This window comes from Dietzia sp. oral taxon 368 (genome assembly GCF_002999155.1).
In the GTDB taxonomy this organism is placed as follows: domain Bacteria; phylum Actinomycetota; class Actinomycetes; order Mycobacteriales; family Mycobacteriaceae; genus Dietzia; species Dietzia cinnamea.
The window spans coordinates 507,827-525,847 of record NZ_CP027238.1; the positions used below are offsets into that span (position 1 = coordinate 507,827).

The window sequence follows — 18,021 nt, forward strand, 5'->3', positions numbered from 1 at the left end:
TGACCCGGGCGACTCGTGCGGGCCCGGCCCCTCGCATCCTCTTCACGTAGACGCCGCCAAGGAGTCCACACCTGACGGCCACCAACAATGTTAGCCGCATTAGCCTTCGCGCACTCGCGGATCCTCAAAGCACCGCGTCGGTGCCATCCGCGCGTGGCGCTGCACGGAGCGGGACGCCTACGCCCGGTCGGTGCGCGGGTTGCCCTTCTGCAGGCGGTCGATGTGCTCGGACGCCTCCGCCTTGGTCAACGTCGCGGGGAGCTCCTCGCCGGCCTCGCGGGCCAGGGTGTCCAGGTAGCTCTTCTGCGCCTCGGTCATGGGCTCGTCGCCGGTGACCCAGTCGTCGGGGTCACGCTGCAGCGACCCACCGCCGGCCGCCCGCCCCTCGGGGACCGGCGCACCGAGGGTCTCGCCGCTGGAATCTCCGCTCCGCTGTCCGTTGTCGCTGCTCGGGATCTGCTGGGAATCGGTCATGCCCGCACGCTACGCCGGGCCGGATGAGCGGACCACCGAGCGCTGCACAGCCGCCTCTGGCCATGGCGTCTCGCGCGCCCCGAAGCGCAGGCCAGACGCCATGGCCAGAGGCGGCTGCGGAATTCGCGCACATCCCCGGGAGCGAGACGCCATCCGCAGGAGCGGCTGCGCGCAGACGCCAGAGTGTGTGCGGCTACGCCGGCGGCCGGAGGGGCCCCGCTGACCGTCGCCCACCCAGCGCCGCGGCCTGCGCCTGGTACTCCCCCAGCTGATCGCGCGCGAGCGCCGCCTGCAGGATCGCGGTCCCTTGCGCGATGGCATCCGCGTCCCACAGGCGTCTGTCCTGCTCGGCGAGGGGGATGAGCTCGTCGTCGTCGCCCCCGAACCGCGCCGCCCGGCGCGCGTGGTGCAGCATCATCAGCGCCAGCAGCCCACGCACCTCGGGGTGGTCGATCGCCGCCGACAGCTGCCGGGTCAGGCGCAGCGCCTCGGCGGCCGGGTCGACCTCGCCGGTGTAGCCCTCGTTGAACACCAGGTAGAGGACGCGCAGGACGGTCGCCACGTCGCCGGGCCGGTCGAGCCGCTGGCCGTCGAGCGTGCGCTTGGCGCGGCTGATGCGCTGCGCCATCGTCGCCTCGGGGACGAGGAACGCCCGCGCGATCTGCCGCGTCGTCAGGCCGCCGACCGCGCGCAGGGTCAGCGCGATCGCCGACGGCATCGGCAGCGCCGGATGCGCGCACAGGAAGTAGAGCCAGAGGGTGTCGTCGCGGTCGGGCCAGTCGCCCTGGCCGCTCGGGTTACCCGCGCCGCCCCGGTCACCCGGGACGAGCGGAGAGTACGACGACGACGACGAGGTCACCGCCTGCTCCGCCGTCGCCAGGTCCTTGCGGCGCCGACGGGCCGACTCCGACCTGGCCGCGTCGAGGAACCTGCGCCACGCCACGGCGATCAGCCAGGCCCGGGGGTCGCGTGGCGGGTCGGCGGGCCAGCTGCACAGGGACTCGACGAGCGCGTCCTGCACGGCGTCCTCGGCCGCGGCGAAGTCGGCTCCGCGGCGGACGAGGACGCCGATCACCTGCGGGATGAGCGCCTACAGGTCCGGGCCGGACGGTGAGCCGGGCCCGGCCACGGCATCGTGCCCGGCCACGATCGGTCAGTCCTCCATCTCCGTGGGCGCCGCGAGCAGGGGCCGCAGTTCGAGCCACTCCCGGATCGGCGCGCCGCCGGGGCCGGGTGCCGCGGACAGCTCGCCGGCCAGCTCGACCGCACGGTCGTAGTCGGCCACGTCGATGATCATCCAGCCGGCGATGAGGTCCTTGGTCTCGGCGAAGGGGCCGTCGGTCAGCGGGGGCTTGCCCTCGCCGTCGTACCGCACCCACGTCCCCGACTCCGACAGTGCGTGGGAGTCCACGTACTCCCCGCTCTCTCGAAGCCGGTTGGCGACATCCTCCATGTACTCGAAGTGCGCGGAGATCTCCTCGGGCGCCCACTCGCCCAGCGGTGGATAGGTGGGCGCCTCCGGCGCCGAGCCGCGATAGTGCTTGAGCAACAGGTACTTGGCCATGATGGTCCTCCTCACGCTGTGCGACCCAGTGTGGTCGCTTCACGAGGGGGACGGAACCGTCCGCCGGATTTCGACATCCGGGGCGGTGCGGGCGCAGCGCAGCCGTGGTCGGGCCCGCGATCGGCCCCATCGTGAACCCCGTCCGACGCGCTCGAGGACCCCGTCCGGCGCGCTCGGGGACCCCGCGTGGAACCGCTCCACGGCGTGCGCTATTGTTCTTTCTCGCAGCACGGAACGCCCCGGCGGGCCGGAATGCGATGCGGATGTGGCGCAGCTGGTAGCGCATCACCTTGCCAAGGTGAGGGTCGCGAGTTCGAATCTCGTCATCCGCTCAGAGTGAATGTCCCGGATCATCGTTCGTCGATGGCCCGGGACATTCTTCGTTAGCGGGGTCCGCGCGCCCGGTGTGTGGGGGCCGTGCACACGAGATTCGGCGCCCGCGCGCCAGATACGCGAGCCCTTGCCCGTCCGGCGCCCGCTGTTCGTCGAGTGGTCACAGACACTGACTTCTCCGTGACCCGTCCTGGGACAACGTGAGCAGGTGCGACCTATCGACGCGCCTGGCGCGGATCGTGGGCCCAGCGCTCATCTGGTTATCAGTTGTCGGGCCTGATCCGGCGTGATAATCAGCGCACCATCGCCGCACTGATCCGGGGCTTTTCAGGCGCATGCCGCCGTAGCGCGCGACGGTCACTCCACTGGGGGCGGGGGCGGGAGTCTCAGCCGGTCCGCTGCCGCCCGGCCAGCTTGTGCCGGTCGAGTTCGGTCATCCCGCCCCAGACGCCGTAGAGCTCGCCCGCCTCGATCGCGAACTTGCGGCACGTTTCGAGGACCGGGCAGCGGGCGCAGATCTCCTTGGCCGCCTTCTCCTTGCGACGGCGCACGCCCTTTGGCTCGTCCTCGGCACTGTAGAAAAGATCGGGGTCGCCGACGCACGCTCCGTCGTCCCTCCAGGCCCAGAACTCCGATGTGGGTTTCAGATTCCTGAACCGTGGCACTCGTGCTCCTGTCGCAGATGGCGGAAGATCAACGTCGAATTGTCTCCCGGGTCCACCCGGGCACACTTCACCCCTAGGGGTGTATTAGCAGGGCGTGGCCGTTCAGAGCCCGTTGCTAAGATCTGCGGATGCCGATCAAGGTCACAGTGGTCAATGACTACCTCGTCGTCGTCGCCGGCGTCAACGCCTTTCTCGCCCCCTACTCCGACCGGATCGAGATGGTGGAGAAGGACCTGGTCTCCAGCGGATCGGCCACCGTGGACGTGGCCCTATACGACTCCTTCGCCTCGTCCCTGGGCAAGGACGACCGCCTCGAGAAGCTCCTGCAGGATCCGACCATCGCGGCGGTCGCCGTCTACTCGTTCACCTCTGACCCGGCCGCGGTGCGCGACAGCCTCGACGCGGGCGCCCACGGGTTCCTGTCCAAGTCCCTGACCGCTCCCGAGCTGGTGAGTGGCATCGAGCAGATCGCCGCCGGCAAGCGCGTCACCCTGACGGGAGCGGGCCTGCCGATCATGGGTCCCGACAAGTGGCCCGCCAAGGAGGCCGGCCTCTCACACCGAGAAGCCGAGGTGGTCAGCCTGATCGTGCAGGGGCTGTCCAACGAGCAGATCGCCGAGCAGTGCTACCTCTCGCTCAACACGGTGAAAACCTACGTGCGCTCGGCGTACCGGAAGATGGACGTGGCCACGCGCGCGCAGGCGGTCGCGTGGGGCATCGAGAACGGCCTCAAGCCCGACCGGTAGGGCCGGGTACGACTGTCTGCGGCGGGTCAGTCGCCGTCGGTGACGTCAGTTCCTGCTTTCCCACCACTCGATCACCCGCCGGTTCACGTCCCCGGTCGAGCCGTCGCCCCACCGCGGATAGTCGAACCACATCCGCAGTGCGGGCCCTCCGAGCGTGGGCACGTCGATGAACCCCAGGCTGCGTTGCGGCGTGAAGTCGCGCATGTCGAGCGTCGAGCACGAGATCACCGGCTCGAAGCCCGTCGCGCACGCCACCTCGACACCAGGCTCGACCGGGGTGAGGACGCGGGTGCCGTTCACCGCCGGGTTCCAGAACCCGGGGTCCCGGGGGCCGAGCACATCGGTCACCACCTGCGGCATACCCCGCGGGATCGGCGGGGCGGCCGGCTGTGCGGTGGCGGGCGCCGCGCCGATCAGACTTCCCGCAACGCCTGCCGCGATCGCGGCACCGACAGCAGCCATGGACGTGCGCAGTGCGGACATGAATCTCCCAGGGTGAGCGGATGAGGTCCGGTCAGCGTAGCGGTGCGATCAGCTCCGCCTGCGCCGATCGAGCGGCACCACGGTGGGCGTTCCCGTCACCGGGTCGGCGGCGATCAGGCACGGGAGCCCGAAAACCTGCTCCACCAGCTCGGCGGTGAGGACCTCGGCCGGGGCGCCGGTGGCCACCACGCGGCCGTCCTTCATCACGACCAGGTGCGTCGCGTAGCGGGCGGCCTGGTTGAGATCGTGGAGCACGGCGATCACCGCGCGACCGCTCTCGTGCTGGTCTCGGAGCAGGTCCAGCAGGTCGTACTGGTGCGCGATGTCGAGGTAGGTGGTGGGCTCATCCAGCAGGAGGATGGGCGTCTCCTGGGCCAGCAGCATGGCGACCCACACGCGTTGGCGCTGGCCGCCGGAGAGTTCGTCGACGAACCGGGTCGCCAGATCGGACACCCCGGTGGAGGCCATCGCGGCGGTCACGGCGGTGTCGTCGGCGCGGCTCCACTGGCGTAGTGGGCTGTGGTGCGGGTGCCGGCCACGCGCCACCAGGTCGTCGACCCGGATCCCCTCCGGAGTGACGGCGCCCTGCGGCAGGAGCCCGATCCGGCGGGCGACCGCCTTGGTCCGCAGCCGGTGCAGATCGTGTCCGTCCAGCAGGATCCGTCCCTCGCCGGGAGCGATCACGCGAGCCAGGGCCTTGAGCAGCGTGGACTTGCCGCAGGCGTTGGGGCCGACGATCACCGTGAACGCATCCTCGGGCAGTTCCAGGTCGAGGTCGGTGGCCACGACGCGCCGTTCGTACGCGAGCCGCGCCCCCTCCACCGTGAGCCCGCGCCCGCGCTCGAGCTGGGCGCCGGCGCGGGCATCACGGTCGAGGGAGGTGGGGCGCATCAGCCCAGGATCTCCTGGACGTCGTCGAGGATCTCGCCGGCGCCCAGGACGCCGATGCCGACCATCCAGGTCTCGTCCTCGACCTCGTAGGTCTGGCCGGACTTCACGGCGGGCAGGTCGCCCCAGAGCCCGGTCACGGTCGCCATGGTCGTCGCCGACGGGTCGCCGCCGGGGTTGGTGAAGAACACGACGTCGCCGGTGATCTGCTCGTACAGCTCCGGGGAGAGCTCGGCCATGGAGTACTCGTTCCACTCGCGCTCGCCCAGGTCGAAGCCCATCTGGGACAGGATCGAGCCGGAGAACGTCTCGGGTCCGTAGAGGCGGAAGTTGTCCGGGCGGAACCGGACGATCGACAGCGTGGTGCCCTCGGCGCCCACCTGCTCGCCGACCTCGGCGATGTGGGTGTCGAGGTCGTCGATGAGCTGCTCCATCTCCTCGTCCTCACCGACGGCGGCGGCGGTGATCCGCGCCTGCTCCTGCCAGTCGGTGCCGGAGTTCTCGGAGTACACGGTGGGGGCGATGCCGGAGAGCTCGTCGTAGATGGCCTCGTGGCGGACCTTGGCGCCGATGATGAGGTCAGGGGCAAGGGCGGCGATCGCGTCGATGTCGGGCTCGGAGGTCAGGCCCACGATCTCGGCGTCCACGTCACCGAGGTACGGCGGGGCGCCGGAGCCGGCGCCGGACTCGGTGATCCCGACGGGCGTGTGGCCGAGCGCGACGAGCGCGTCGAGGTGCGGAGAGTCGAGGACGACGACCCTCTCGGGCGTCCCGTCGATCACGGTCTCGCCCATCGCGTGGGTGACGGTATAGGCCTCGTCCGAAGGTGCCTCGGCGGTGTCGCTGCTGCCGGAGCACGCGGACAGAGCCACCGCAGAGGCGAGGGCCATGGCGATCAGGGCGGGCACCGAGCGGCGCCGGCGTGAGATTCTGGTCATGACTACAGATCAAACCACACAGGCAAGGCTCACCTAACAATGAGTCTGGTCTAGGGTTCCACCGTGGCCCCACGACCTCTCCCCGACTCCGACGCCGACGCACGGCCCGCGGTGCCGGCCGCCGACCGGGCAGCCGCCCCGGCAGCAAGCGCTGGCCAGCAGCCCCGCCGCGGAGCCGGGTTGTTCCCCGGACTGATCGTGGCCGTCCTGGCCCTGGCGGCCGCGGTCGTGGCCAGCCTCGCTATCGGTGCCCGCCCGATCCCGCCCGCCGAGGTGGTGGGTGCGCTGCTCGGCCAGGGCACGCAGAGCGTGGTGGGGATCGTCGGCGAACTGCGGGCCAACCGGACCGTGCTCGGGCTGGTGTGCGGTGCGGCGCTCGGCGCGTCCGGGGCGCTCATGCAGGCAATGACCCGCAATCCGATCGCCGACCCGGGAATCCTCGGCGTCAATGCCGGCGCCGCGCTGGGGGTGGTCGCCGGAGCGACGCTCACCGGCGGCCTCGGCCTGGCCTCCACGGTGTGGTTCGCACTGGCCGGCGCCGGTGTGGCGTCCGCGATCATCCTCCTGCTCAGCACCTCGGCGCTCGCGGCGTCCTCCCCTGTTCGGCTCACCCTGGCCGGCGTCGCGCTGGCAGCGGTGCTGTCCGGTCTCAGCCAAACGTTCGTCGTGCTGGACGAGACCGTCCTGCAGGCGTACAGCTTCTGGCAAGTCGGCTCGCTCACTGCGCGGTCGATCGACGAGGTCACCGGCGTGATCCCGCTCGTCGTCGCGGGCGCGGTGATCGCCCTGCTGCTCCTGCGCGGCCTGGACGCGCTCGCCCTGGGCGACGACTCGGCGGTGGCGCTGGGCGTGCGCCCCGGGTGGGTGCGGGTGTGGTCGCTCGTCGCCGTCGCACTGCTCGCCGGGACCGCCACGGCGCTGGCCGGCCCCATCAGCTTCGTGGGACTGGTCGTGCCCCACCTCGTCCGCGGTCTCGTCGGCCCGAGCCTGATCCGGGTGGTGCCGCTGTCCATTGTGGTGGCCCCGGCGTTGCTGCTGGTGGCCGACGTGGTCGGCCGCGTGATCGCGAGCGGCTCGGAGACCCCGGCGGGCGTGGTCATGGCGTTCATCGGCGCGCCGCTGCTGGTGGCGTACCTGGCCGCGGGCCGACGGGTGGGTGTCGCATGACGATAACCGCACCGCGCCCCGCAACAGCCCTGCCCAGCGACGAACGCCTCCTCGCCGCCGGCCGATTCTCGGTGCGGCTGCACCTGCGCACTGCGTGGGTCACTGCGATCCTCGCCGTCGTCGTCGTCATACTCGTGGCCGCCTCGCTGGTGATCGGCGAGTTCATCATCTCGGTCCCCGACGCGGTGGCGACCCTGCTCGGCGACGCACCCGACCGCACCACCAACTTCTTCATCCACGAACGCCGCCTGCCCCGGGCGCTGGTCGCGCTGGCGGTGGGCGCGGCTCTGGCGACGTCGGGCGCGCTGTTCTGCGCGCTCACCCGCAATCCGCTGGCCAGCCCGGACATCATCGGCATCACCCAGGGCGCGTCGGCGGGCGGGGCGACGGTGATCCTCGTGCTGGGCGGCGGGATCGCGCAGGTCGCCACGGGCGCACTCGCGGGCGCGGCGCTCACCACCGGGTTCATCCTGGCCCTGACGTGGTGGCGCGGGCTCAGCGGCGCCCGCCTGGTCCTGCTCGGCGTGGCCCTGGGCGCCCTGGCGATGGCGTACGTGGCGCACCTGCTCTCCAGGGGGTTCGTGGCCAGCGCCGTGACCGCCCAGATCTGGCTCACCGGCTCGCTGCAGGGTCGCGGCTGGTCCGAGCTCTGGCCGCTGGCGTGGGTGCTGCTCGTGGCCGCGGTGGTCATCGCGAGTCGGTCCCGGGCCATGCGCGCGCTGGCGCTCGGCGACGACGTCGCGGTGGCCCTGGGCGTGCGACTGCGCTCCACGCGGCTGGTCCTGTTGGCGGCGGCCACGGTCCTGGCCGGGGCGGCCGTGGCGACGGCCGGGCCGATCTCGTTCGTGGCGTTGGTGGCTCCGCACCTGTCGCGGCTGCTCACCCGCAGTGATCGGGTCCTGCCGGCGGCACTGCTGGGCGGGGTGCTGCTGCTGGCCTCCGACCTCGTGGCTCAGCACGCGTTCGCCCAGCCGCTACCGGTGGGCGTGGTGACGGTGGTGCTCGGCGGGCTGTTCTTCCTGGGTCTGTTGTGGCGGGAGGGTCGCCGTGGTTGACCAGACCGGCATGTCCGAGAAACCCGCACGGCGCCCGTCCGACCGCGAGACCCCGCGCCCGCGCAACCCCCACCGGGCGGAGAGCTGGCAGCCGACCGCGCTGCGGCGGGTCCGAGTACGCGCCGTCGAACCCCTCGCTCCCGAGCTGGTGCGCGTGACGCTCGAGGGCGACGAGCTCGGGGAGTTCGCCGCCGCCAGCTCCGCATGCGCCACCGCCTCCGCCGCGGCCGGCGACACCGGCCTCGTGCCCGCCGTGCGCAGCCCGTCCTTCGACGACGTCGTGGTCTTCTGCCTGCCCGATCCCGTGACGGGCGAGGTCACCCTCCCCGTTCCCGCGCCGGGTGGCGGGCTGGGCCACCCACCGGGCAGCGCCGCGCTGGTGCGGGAGTACACCGTGCGGTCCTTGCGAGACGGCGCCCTCGCCGTGGACCTGGTCCGCCACGCCTCGGGCGCGGGCGTGCGCTGGCTCGAGTCGGTCCGGCCGGGTGACGCGCTGACGATCGTCGGCCCGCGGGTGTGCCGGGCCCTTCCCGCGGTGGACCGGATGCTGGCCGTGGGGGACGCCACCGCCCTGCCCGCGCTGGCCCGGCTGATCGAGGAGCGACCGCCGACGTTGGCGCTCGACGTGCTGGCCGCGGTGCCTGACCCGTCCGCCCTCCCCCGCACGGTTCTGCCCGCGGTCTCCCCCGCCGACGCCGACCGCGTCCGGGTTCGGGTGGTGGCGGCGGCGCCCGGCTCGGCGGATGAGCTCATCAACGCGATGGCCGCGGTCGAGCTCCCCGCCGGGTTCGCGTGGGTGGCCGGCGAGTCCGGGATGGTCACGGCCGTCCGCCGGCATCTCCTCGCCCGCGGCCAGGAGCCCGACCGCGTCCAGTTCACCGGCTACTGGCGCCTCGGCGGGCCGCTATAGGCCCCGAGTCGCTCGCCCAGTTCATCACGACGGAGGAGTAACTCCGCGCTACATGGCCACCGGCGGGTGCAACCGCTCCAGCGTCCACACACGATTGCGATGCGCCGCCCATGTACTGATGCCGATCGCACCCACCGTCACCAACGTCAGAACCAACACCGGAATCCACATCTGCGAGGGGCTGCCGCCCATGATGGTCTGCCGTAGCCCCTGCACGGTGTAGGTCATGGGGTTGAACGGGTGGATCCAGCGGAAGAACGCGGGCTCGACCGCGGTCGGATAGATGCCGTCCGCCGAGGTCAGCTGCAGCATCAGCAGTGCCATGGACAGCACTCTGCCGACCGACGGGCCGAACACCACGTTGAGCATCTGGATGAGTGAGATGAACGCCACCGCCGACAGCGCCATGATGGCCAGTGCGCCCATCGGGTGAACCGGCGTCATGCCCAGACCGAAGCGCAGCACCAGCAGAATCACCACCGCCTGCCCGAGCGCCAACAGCAGCGCCGGCTGCAGCGAGGCCATCACGACCCGCAGCGGGTGCAACCGTGTGGCCACGGCGCGCGGCTGGAGTGGCGTGAGCAGCAGCCAGATCATGATCCCGCCCACGAACAGTGCCAGCGGCACGAAGAACGGGGCGAACCCGTAGCCGAACGTCTCCGCCGGGTTGTCATATATCGACGTGAGTGTGATCGGGTCTCCGATCGTGCGCGCCATGTCCTCGCGGTGCTGGTCACTCCACTGCGGGACCCGGTCGGCGCCGGCGGCCAGTTCGCTCGACAACCGGCCGGTGCCGTCTTTGAGGGTGTGTGAGCCGTCGGCGAGCCGGCTGGTGCCGTCGACGAGGCGGCCGGTGCCGTCGGTGAGGTCGCCGGTGCCCGCGGCCAGGGTGGCCGCGCCCTCGTCCAAGCGTGCGGCGCCCTCGTCGAGCTGGCGCACGCCGTCGACGAGGGTGGTGGCGCCCGTGTCGAGTCGTTGCAGTCCGTTGTCGAGTTGCGCCGCGCCGGCGCCCAGGGCGTTGATCCCGGTGAGGAACTCGCCGGAGGGGTCGTTGAGTGCCGACGACAACTCGCGGGCGCCGTCGCGCAGCCGGTGCAGGTCCGACAGTTGCGACGAGCCGGCGCCGAGGCCCTGCGATTCGAGTTGGTCGGCCAGGGTCTCCAACTGCACGGAGACCGGTACCCCGGCCGATCCGGCGGAGCTCCCCGATCCCGCGGACCCCGGAGCGGTGGCCAGGCCGGTGGTGGCCTCGACCTGCCTCATCTGCGCGGCGGCCTGCCGCAGCGGGGCGATCGCGGCGTTCTGTGCCTGCGAGAGCTGATCCAGGACACCGGCGAGCTGGTCGACTCCGCCGCTGACCTGCGCGGCCCCGTTCCCGAGCCGCTGCACTCCGCCGTCGAGGCGCTGGACGCCCTCGTTGAGCTGCGTCGCGCCGTCGGCGGCAGTGCCGATCCCGCCGGCCAGCTGGTCGACTCCGGAGCGGGCCTCGTGGATCTTGGTGGCCAGCTGGTGGTTGCCGTCCGCGAGCGTGGCGGCGCCCTGGTCGAGGGTGCGGGCGCCGGCGTCCAGTTCGGCGGACTTTTCGCTCAGCTCGGTGATGCCGTCGTCGAGTGTGCCCGCGCCGTCGTCGAGCTGCGCGGCACCGTCGGCGGCCTCGCGCAGCCCGGCGCCGGCATCCTGCACACCCACGAGGACTTTGTCGACGGCCTGCGCTGAGATGGCCGAGCCCACCGCGTTGTGCAGTTCGGCTGTGGCGCTGCGTCCGATGAGGCTGGACAGGTAGTTGCCGGATTGGTCGTAGGTGACGGTGATCGCGGCCTGCCGCGGGTCGTCCCCGGTGGGTGAGGCGACGGATTCGCTGAACTCCGGGGTCAGGCGAACCACGAAGTTGTAGTGGTGATCGGACAGTCCGGCTTCGGCCTCGGCGGCGTCGACCAGTCGCCAGTCGAGCTGGTCGTTCTGCAGGAGTTCGTCCACCACCTGGTCGCCGGCGCGTAGTGGTTCGCCGTCGACCTGCGTCCCGGTGTCGTCGTTGACCAACGCGACCGGCAACTGGGAGGTCCGGCCGAACGGGTCCCAGAAGGCGGCGAGGTACAGGGCGCTGTAGAGCAGGGGCATGAGCACCAGCACGACTATCGCCACTCGCGGTAGCCGTCCGCGGCCGAAGCGTTTGAGCTCACTGCCGATGGACAGTCCGGAGATCATGCGAGGCCTTCCTTGGTGGCGGGGACGGTGACCATGTGGTGCTCGGGCGAGCCCGCGGGCAGGGAGTCCACGGAAGACAGGATGACGGTGCTCTGGTCGGCGTCGGCGATCTCGGCCAGGCGCTGCAGCGCTCGTGCGCGTTCCGCGGGAACGCGGACCTGTTCGATGTCGTCCACTACGAGTATCGGCGTGCCCTCGTAGCGGGCCAGCGCTATGCGCAGCAGCAGGCGATCCAGTTCGGTGAGGTCTCCGATGTAGGTGCGCAGCCCGGGCAGGCGGAGGTCCCCGTACACCGGGCCGAGGAGCTCTTCGAGTTGGGCTGGGCCGGTGCGGCCACGCGGGCGCCACCACGGGCTCATCCACGCGCGCTGCTCCGCCACGACCGTGCGGACCGTGACCGCCGGGTCCAGCTCGTCGATGCCCGAGAATCCGGCGATCGCCGACCGGGTGAAGATCTCGCGACTGCCCGTGTGACCGAGCACCTCGAGCCGCCCCTCGGTGGGTGCCATTCGACCGGCCAGGGTGAGCAGGAGGCATGTGCGGCCGTTGCCGGGGTGGCCGCGCAGGACGGTGATTCCGCCGCGGTCGATATCCAGATCCAGGGGGCCGAAGACCCGGCCGTGGTCGCCCACCAGCCCGAGGCCGCGAGCGCGCACCGCTGGTTCCGGGACTTCAGGTGGCTCAGCGTTTTCGGGGGACTCAGCGCTTTCGGGGGGCTCAGCGCTTTCGGCGGGCTCAGCGTTGTCGGGGTTCTCGCGTGCAGTGGTCATGGTGACGTCCCGGGTGGGTGAGGTCTTCATTGTTGGCGGGAGCGACCGGTGGCCGCGGCCGCGCGCTTCGTTGCGTACGCGGCGATCTCCAAAGCGGACTAGACTCCACTTTATACGCCGTTGCCGACTGCACCGAACGGCAGCTGGCCACGCCCCCCATACGGGCGGGTCACCCTCCAGTACCTCAGAACCAGTCGAGCGGTGTGCCGTAGAGCCGGTCGTGCGGGATGCTGCGGGCGATGAGGTCGGCGAGAACCTCGCGGTCGTTCATCAGCGCCGCGCCCCGGCGGGTCGGCCGTAGCTCGCCCTTGTACTTGCGCACCAGCCCCAGCGCCCGGGCCCAGTCCCGCAGCTGCCAGATCGGGAACGTGAGGTCCTCGCGGTTGTTCTTCCCGATCCACTGGCGGTCCCACCCGGTGTCGACCATCAGTTGCTCGACCACCGCCGGCGGCAGGTACCCGGCCGCGGTGAGTCTGACGCCGTCCCCGATCCGCTCGAGCAGGATCTGCAGCTTCTCGGCCTCCTCCAGCTGGATTTCCCGGAGGGTGGCGGGCATCTCCGCGACCCGGGCCACTCGCTGTTGGGCATCGTCGAGGTCGAACGCTTCCGCGTCCCACCCCGCCCAGAACTCGAGGGTGTGCGGGTCCCAGCCGTCCGGGTCGGCGTCCCCGGCTATCCACTCGTTGTAGGACCAGATCCCCCCGCAGTCCTCCGGCGGGCATGCCCGGCGACCGGCCACCACCGTTGCATCCGGGACCTCGTCGTCGTCATGTTCCAGGACCTTCTCCACGGTGACGCGGTGCCACCAACTGTCACCGAAGTCGTACCAGTACAGGAACTTGTCGCCCACGCTGTGGGCCAGCTCGTCGAGCCGCACGTCGGCCTCGTCGAGTTCACCCATCTCCCCGGCGTCGGGGTAGTCCATGGAGCCGAAGTGCTCAGCGTCGCGGTCCTGGCGCGATGCCGAATGGATGAACTCGTGCAGGTGGCTGTTCGTCCAGCCCATGGCCTCCTGCAGGATCAGGTGCAGGCGCGGCAGCATGAGGTCGCTGCGCAGGTCCAGACGTCGCCAGATCGGCGGGGATGAGTCCAGCAGCTCCACCTTGACGCGGTACGTCACCGGTGTCTCGCGCCTCGGGTGCCGGCGGTTGACGGCCGGGCGTTCCCACGGCGACTGGTAGTCCGCCCCAGCCGCCAGCGAGGCCATCAGCTCGGTCTGCGGGACCCCCGCGCTCGCCAGCGCGTCGAGAACGGCCTGTTTCAGTTCATCTGCGGAGAGGTCGCCTGGCCCGTACGGGCGATCTGTCGAGGGCGTCACCTCATCGACGATACGAGACTCGAGCGCCGTACCGGGGCATCCCGGGCCGGAGAAGTAGGCTCACCCGCCATGGACAACGTCGAACCCGGCCTCTTCGACCTACCCGAACCCGAACCCGAGCCCGCGCCGCAGTCCTCGCCTGCGCGTCCCCGTCGCGGGAGGAACCGCGAGACGTGGTCCTGCACTGTCACCGCGGCGGTGTCCGTTGACGACCCGGCGGCGGTGACAGCCGAACTGACGCGGTACCAGGAGGACACCGTGGTGGTTGACGCGTTCTCCGGCGAGGTGATCGAGGATCCTGCGAGCGAGGAGGCGGGCCCCGATCCCGCCCTGCCGCCGCTGGAACAGCTGCCGTGGCTGATCTGGCCGACGCGCGGCCTGGAGGAACTCCTCGAAGAGGGCGCGTTCCGGGTGCTCGACGGCACCAGCACTGTGGTCCCCGAGGCGTCCGACCGCGGCACGCTCACCTGGACGGTCACGGTCAAGCTCACCGACGTCCAACTCCTGCGGCGCCTCGCCACGCGCGCCCACCCCGCCGACGCCGACCTCATCGCGGACAGCCTGGCGGTCGCCTGGCAGCACGCTGCCGACCCGTTCGCTCCCCTGCACTCGATCCCGGGAATCTCGTGGCGCTCGCTGTCCGTCGAGGTTCAGCACCTGCCGGCGCGAAAGGGATGACGACGACGAGCGCCTCCACTGCCCGGTCGGGCCCGCTCCCGCCGGCTGGAGCGGGTCCTGCTGCGACGACGCCGCCGCTGCGCCCCCCTCCGGCCCGCGAGTGGTCACACCCGTCCCCGCACAGTTACCCCGTGCCAGCTGCCCAGTCTTCGTATCCGCCATGCGGTTGGCCTCGGTACCGGGTCCGTGTCACCAGCTCTTTCGGAGGGTGGGCCCCCTCCGCCGCCAGCGCCACGCGCAGCCATCGGTCAGGATCACGTCCTCGCACGGCGCTCGGGTCATCAGCGGCCAGCTGCTCATAGCGGCCCCCGAACACGGTGAGATTGACGCTGCCGGGTAGTGCCGCTGACGGCGCGAGCACCCCACGGTAGCGCTCACCCTGCAGCCATGCCGCCAATTTCTGACACTCGGCGTGGTCATCGGCTACCGCCACCTCGGGGTCCAGACCGCACGCCGTCCAGTCGTCGAACGTCGACAGGTCGGCGACGTCGTCCAGAACCACGTACGCCTGCCACAGCGATCGTCGCTGCTCGACTACCGCCTCTGGAGTCCGCAGGGCGAAGTAGCGGACCAGCTCCGCCCACGCCCCCGCGGGCGACAACGCCAGGTACTGGGCGTAGCCCTCGCCTCTCCGATGCCAGCGACCGCTCGACTGCACGGGCACGCCGCCGAGGCCGGCGTCGTGCCAGAGCGGTGGCTGCGCGTGCCCCACCTGGCGAAACGCGGCCCGTTCCACGTGTATCCGCGGGGGCGCCTTCCTAACGGAGGCCACCGCGCGCGAATTCCAGAAGCTCTGCCTGCGCCCGGAGGTCGCCCTCCTCGAGCACCTCGAGCGGTGACCGTCCGTCGAGCTGCGGCACCGGGTTGTCGAACCACATTCGGACCCCGCGAGCCGTCATGGCCGTCCGCAACTCCACCACGAGCTCGGCCACCATCTGCAACCGCTCGAGCGCGGCTCTACGCGGCACCGCTCCGGCCCGCCAGTTGGCCAGGACCCGCGACTGTGCTCCTACAACCCGCGCGATGTCGTCAGCACTCCACCCATCCAGAGAGGTGTCGAGGAGCGCGAGCGCTTCTTGCGGATCTTCGATCCGGGCGAGGCGCTTCTGACGCTGTATCCGCGACAGGACAGTCCGCATCCCGACGAGGGCGACGAGCAGGTCGTCGGCGTCGTCTTGTTCATGTGCAGTCCGCGCACGGATGAGTAGGGACAACAGACCGTCGATGTGAACTCTCGGCGCTGTAGACGGCCACGAGTGGAGCAGTTCCAACGCGAAATCGGTGAGCTCGGTGATGAACTCGTCGGTCTGACGCCGATCCTCCGAGACCCCTGCCTCGATCGTGGCCGCAAGCGTCTCGGCCGCTGACCGGGCGGTGTCCTCCGCGCCTTCGAGCGTTGCTGCCATCATTCCGTCCTTCTTCCAGTGCTATGGAAGTTTACCCGTAGATGGCCGTGGGCGGGACTTCTCGGAGACCGCGGTTCCAGGTACCTCCTCGACGGCGATGCAAGCCCACAACTGCCCGCAATCCGGACCAAACCAGACCGCAACCACCCCTAGCGTGGAAACCGCACGCAGCAACCTGCACGCGCCAACCCGCGCAAAAGAACGCGCCCGGCAGAAGGGACCCCATGAAGATCGCCATCACGACCCCGCAGGGCAACGTGGGCCGCCACCTCACGCGCATGCTCATCCGCGCCGGGGCCAGGCCGGTCCTGCTCACCCGCCACCCGGACCAGATCCCCGCCGAGCTCGCCGAGCACGCCGAACCGAGGCAGGCCGACTCCCGCGACCCCGACCAGGTCATCGCCGCCACGGCCGACGCCGACGCCGTCTACTGGGTCGACCCACCCGCCGAATCCCCCGATCCGCTGGACGACTACCGCCGCGCGACCGAGTCCATCGTCGCCGCGATCGAGGCGAACGGGATCGGCCGGGTCGTCTTCCAGAGCAGCGTCGGGGCGGAGAAGCGCCACGGCGCGGGCGAGATCGACGGCCTCGCGGAAACAGAAGTCGCCCTCGACCAGACCACCGCTGCCGTCACCCATCTGCGCTGCGGCTACTTCTTCACCAACCTGCTGTTCGAGGTGGAATCACTCCGGGCCGGCCGGCTCCAGACCGTGCTTCCCCTCGACGCGCAAATGAGCTGGGTCGCCCCGCGGGACATCGCGGAGGTCGCGACGCTCACCCTGCTCAACACCGACTGGCGCGGGCGGCGCGTGCAGGCCGTCCACGGCCCCGAGGACCTGTCGTGGGCCCAGGTCGCGAGAATCCTCACGGAGGAGCTGGGTCGCGAGGTCCGCGCCGAGCGCATCACCGACGAGCAGATGCGCGACCAGTACCTCGGCGCGGGCATGCCACCGGCCTGGGCGGACGCACTCCTGGGCATGTCGACCGGCCTACGCGACGACTTCGTACCCGAGCAGGCCCGCTCGATCGTCACCACCACACCGACCCGCCTGCGCAGCTGGGCCCGCGAGGAGCTCGCCCCGATCGTGTAGTCACCGCAGCGCCTCGATCGCCCTGTCCGGCTGGCCCATGATCACCTGCGCCCGCGCGCGGACCAGATCGCACCGCCGACCGAGGTGCCCCGCCGCCGCAGGCGCCATACCGGAGGAGCCCGAGCCGGGGTGCCCGGCCGCCGCAGGCGCCGCGCCACCGGAAACCGCCGCCGCGCCCCCGACCCCCGCGAGCCATCGCTCCACCACCTGCGGGTCGGAGTCGGCGGCGCGCTCGGCGGCGTCGAGGATCACGCTGATCTTCTCCGCGGTGGCCGCGGGCCCGAGCGAGGCCAGGTGGCCGGCCCGGGCGAACGCGTCCTGGCCGGGCAGAGCGGCGGCCGCGCGGTGCAGCGCGGCGCGCTCGGCGGCGGACGCGCGCGAGTAGGCGGTGAACCGCACGAGCGGGTGGAGGGGCTCAGCCGCCCACGTCGAGATGAGACCCCAGTCGCGCAACACGCCCAGGTGCCGGCCCACGTCAGCGACGCCGGCCACCGCCTCCAGCTGCGCGGGGTCGGCGCTGCCCAGCACGGCGATCGCGGTGAGGGTGCGCCGGGCGCCCGGGTCGAGCCGGGCCAGGTCCGCGCCGACCACCGAGCTCAACGCGTCACCGCCCGCCCCGGCCCCCTCGTGCAACACATGCTCGAGCGTGGTGGCGTGCGGGTTCCGCCGAAAGGCGCCGATCAGCGTGCGGGCGAACAGCGGACTGCCGGCGGCGGATTCCACGACGGTCCGGCGTTGCCGGGGATCGAGGTCGGCGGCGAGGGCGGCGACCTCGTCGTCGTCGAGTGGTCCCACGGTGAGGTGCTCGATGGTCGCGCCCACCCGCCGCGCGGCGTCGATGAGGGATGTGGGTGTCATCCCGGTCCGGTAGGCCAGGACGGTGTCGGCGGCGTGCGGGAGGACGGCGGCGAAGAGCCGCAGGGAGGCGGGGTCGATCCACTGTGCGTCGTCGATGATGAGCAGTCGGGGGCTCGCCTCGAGGAACCGGCAGCACTGTCGGTGGATGGCGGCCGGGGAATGGTCGGCCACGACGCGCTCGAGGTCTTGGTCGAACAGCCGCTCCACCAGTTGTCGCGCGGCCGCGAGGGGGGTCTCGGTGTCCGGGTAGGGGTCTCCGCGCAGGAAGAGCGTCGGCCGGTCGAGCTCGGCGAGCGCGCTGAACAGCAGGGCCGTTTTGCCGGAGCCGAGCGGGCCCTTGACGAGCGTCAGCCGCGGCGGGCCGGAGCCACCCGCCTCCAGCTGCTCGGTGAGCCACTCGAGTTCAGTTGTCCGGCCCTGCATCGCTCCCCTGCCCCTGCCCCTGCCCCGGGGTTCTCCGTCATCGCTG

Annotated in this window: 18 protein-coding genes, 1 tRNA gene and 1 pseudogene; 7 read left to right on the plus strand and 13 right to left on the minus strand. The window is 71.4% G+C overall.

What is annotated here, in order from left to right:
- Positions 1-177 precede the first annotated feature (177 nt).
- From C3V38_RS02520 to C3V38_RS02530, 3 genes and pseudogenes are all read right to left on the minus strand, one after another.
- Positions 178-474: a DUF3072 domain-containing protein gene (locus C3V38_RS02520; protein WP_061229156.1), complete on the minus strand. Its 297-nt coding sequence runs from the start codon at positions 472-474 to the stop codon at positions 178-180.
- Between the two features lie 241 nt (positions 475-715).
- A pseudogene (locus C3V38_RS02525) lies at positions 716-1,558 on the minus strand (RNA polymerase sigma factor); the annotation flags it as partial.
- A 69-nt stretch (positions 1,559-1,627) separates the two neighbouring features.
- On the minus strand, positions 1,628-2,038 hold the full coding sequence (locus C3V38_RS02530) for a YciI family protein (protein WP_061229157.1): 411 nt from the start codon (positions 2,036-2,038) through the stop codon (positions 1,628-1,630).
- 259 nt (positions 2,039-2,297) lie between these two features.
- Between C3V38_RS02530 and C3V38_RS02535 the strand changes: the two genes are divergently transcribed.
- Positions 2,298-2,370 (plus strand) — tRNA-Gly (locus tag C3V38_RS02535).
- Between the two features lie 387 nt (positions 2,371-2,757).
- On the opposite strand, the gene C3V38_RS02540 is transcribed toward C3V38_RS02535, so the two are convergent.
- Entirely contained in the window at positions 2,758-3,036 is a 279-nt protein-coding gene (locus tag C3V38_RS02540; RefSeq protein WP_007634069.1) for a WhiB family transcriptional regulator, read from the minus strand.
- 128 nt (positions 3,037-3,164) lie between these two features.
- Here C3V38_RS02540 and C3V38_RS02545 point away from each other — a divergent pair, with 128 nt between their 5' ends.
- Positions 3,165-3,782 carry a response regulator transcription factor gene (locus tag C3V38_RS02545; protein WP_061229158.1) on the plus strand — a complete coding sequence of 206 codons (618 nt, stop codon included), beginning with the start codon at positions 3,165-3,167 and terminating at the stop codon, positions 3,780-3,782.
- A gap of 45 nt (positions 3,783-3,827) precedes the next feature.
- Here the strand turns inward: C3V38_RS02545 and C3V38_RS02550 are convergent, their stop codons facing one another.
- The 3 genes from C3V38_RS02550 to C3V38_RS02560 are packed head-to-tail and all read right to left on the minus strand — an operon-like array spanning position 3,828 to position 6,091.
- Positions 3,828-4,265 carry a hypothetical protein gene (locus tag C3V38_RS02550; protein ID WP_061229159.1) on the minus strand — a complete coding sequence of 146 codons (438 nt, stop codon included), beginning with the start codon at positions 4,263-4,265 and terminating at the stop codon, positions 3,828-3,830.
- A 48-nt stretch (positions 4,266-4,313) separates the two neighbouring features.
- The gene (locus C3V38_RS02555; RefSeq protein WP_061229160.1) at positions 4,314-5,156 is read right to left on the minus strand and encodes an ABC transporter ATP-binding protein; all 843 of its coding nucleotides are present in this window, start codon (positions 5,154-5,156) and stop codon (positions 4,314-4,316) included.
- Entirely contained in the window at positions 5,156-6,091 is a 936-nt protein-coding gene (locus C3V38_RS02560; RefSeq protein ID WP_061229161.1) for an ABC transporter substrate-binding protein, read from the minus strand. Before C3V38_RS02560 ends, C3V38_RS02555 begins: the two co-directional genes overlap by 1 nt.
- 63 nt (positions 6,092-6,154) lie before the next feature.
- On the opposite strand from C3V38_RS02560, the gene C3V38_RS02565 reads away from it, so the two are divergent.
- Genes C3V38_RS02565 through C3V38_RS02575 form a run of 3 tightly spaced genes read left to right on the plus strand, consistent with a single transcriptional unit; the run spans position 6,155 to position 9,223 of the window.
- Entirely contained in the window at positions 6,155-7,258 is a 1,104-nt protein-coding gene (locus tag C3V38_RS02565) for an iron ABC transporter permease (RefSeq protein WP_232303073.1), read from the plus strand.
- Positions 7,255-8,313: an iron chelate uptake ABC transporter family permease subunit gene (locus C3V38_RS02570; RefSeq protein WP_061229162.1), complete on the plus strand. Its 1,059-nt coding sequence runs from the start codon at positions 7,255-7,257 to the stop codon at positions 8,311-8,313. The genes C3V38_RS02565 and C3V38_RS02570 overlap by 4 nt, the downstream gene beginning before the upstream one ends.
- Entirely contained in the window at positions 8,306-9,223 is a 918-nt protein-coding gene (locus tag C3V38_RS02575) for a siderophore-interacting protein (RefSeq protein WP_061229163.1), read from the plus strand. The genes C3V38_RS02570 and C3V38_RS02575 overlap by 8 nt, the downstream gene beginning before the upstream one ends.
- Positions 9,224-9,271: 48 nt before the next feature.
- On the opposite strand, the gene C3V38_RS02580 is transcribed toward C3V38_RS02575, so the two are convergent.
- From C3V38_RS02580 to C3V38_RS02590, 3 genes are all read right to left on the minus strand, one after another.
- Positions 9,272-11,428: a YhgE/Pip domain-containing protein gene (locus tag C3V38_RS02580; RefSeq protein ID WP_061229164.1), complete on the minus strand. Its 2,157-nt coding sequence runs from the start codon at positions 11,426-11,428 to the stop codon at positions 9,272-9,274.
- On the minus strand, positions 11,425-12,084 hold the full coding sequence (locus tag C3V38_RS02585; RefSeq protein WP_061229165.1) for an ABC transporter ATP-binding protein: 660 nt from the start codon (positions 12,082-12,084) through the stop codon (positions 11,425-11,427). Before C3V38_RS02585 ends, C3V38_RS02580 begins: the two co-directional genes overlap by 4 nt.
- 298 nt (positions 12,085-12,382) lie before the next feature.
- Positions 12,383-13,516, minus strand: a complete 1,134-nt coding sequence (locus C3V38_RS02590; RefSeq protein WP_244881700.1) for a plasmid pRiA4b ORF-3 family protein — start codon at positions 13,514-13,516, stop codon at positions 12,383-12,385.
- 69 nt (positions 13,517-13,585) lie between these two features.
- Between C3V38_RS02590 and C3V38_RS02595 the strand changes: the two genes are divergently transcribed.
- On the plus strand, positions 13,586-14,194 hold the full coding sequence (locus C3V38_RS02595) for a hypothetical protein (protein ID WP_061229166.1): 609 nt from the start codon (positions 13,586-13,588) through the stop codon (positions 14,192-14,194).
- Positions 14,195-14,318: 124 nt separating this feature from the next.
- Here the strand turns inward: C3V38_RS02595 and C3V38_RS02600 are convergent, their stop codons facing one another.
- Both C3V38_RS02600 and C3V38_RS02605 read right to left on the minus strand, forming a co-directional pair.
- Positions 14,319-14,930 (minus strand): RES family NAD+ phosphorylase, encoded by a 612-nt coding sequence (locus C3V38_RS02600; protein WP_061915426.1) that lies wholly within the window; start codon positions 14,928-14,930, stop codon positions 14,319-14,321.
- A 22-nt stretch (positions 14,931-14,952) separates the two neighbouring features.
- On the minus strand, positions 14,953-15,603 hold the full coding sequence (locus tag C3V38_RS02605) for an antitoxin Xre/MbcA/ParS toxin-binding domain-containing protein (RefSeq protein ID WP_061229168.1): 651 nt from the start codon (positions 15,601-15,603) through the stop codon (positions 14,953-14,955).
- A 221-nt stretch (positions 15,604-15,824) separates the two neighbouring features.
- On the opposite strand from C3V38_RS02605, the gene C3V38_RS02610 reads away from it, so the two are divergent.
- Complete coding sequence (locus C3V38_RS02610; protein WP_106384999.1) at positions 15,825-16,694, plus strand: NAD(P)H-binding protein; 870 nt, start codon at positions 15,825-15,827, stop codon at positions 16,692-16,694.
- Here C3V38_RS02610 and C3V38_RS02615 read toward each other — a convergent pair whose 3' ends face one another.
- Entirely contained in the window at positions 16,695-17,975 is a 1,281-nt protein-coding gene (locus tag C3V38_RS02615) for an AAA family ATPase (protein ID WP_061229170.1), read from the minus strand. It lies immediately after the preceding gene.
- Between the last annotated feature and the right edge of the window lie 46 nt (positions 17,976-18,021).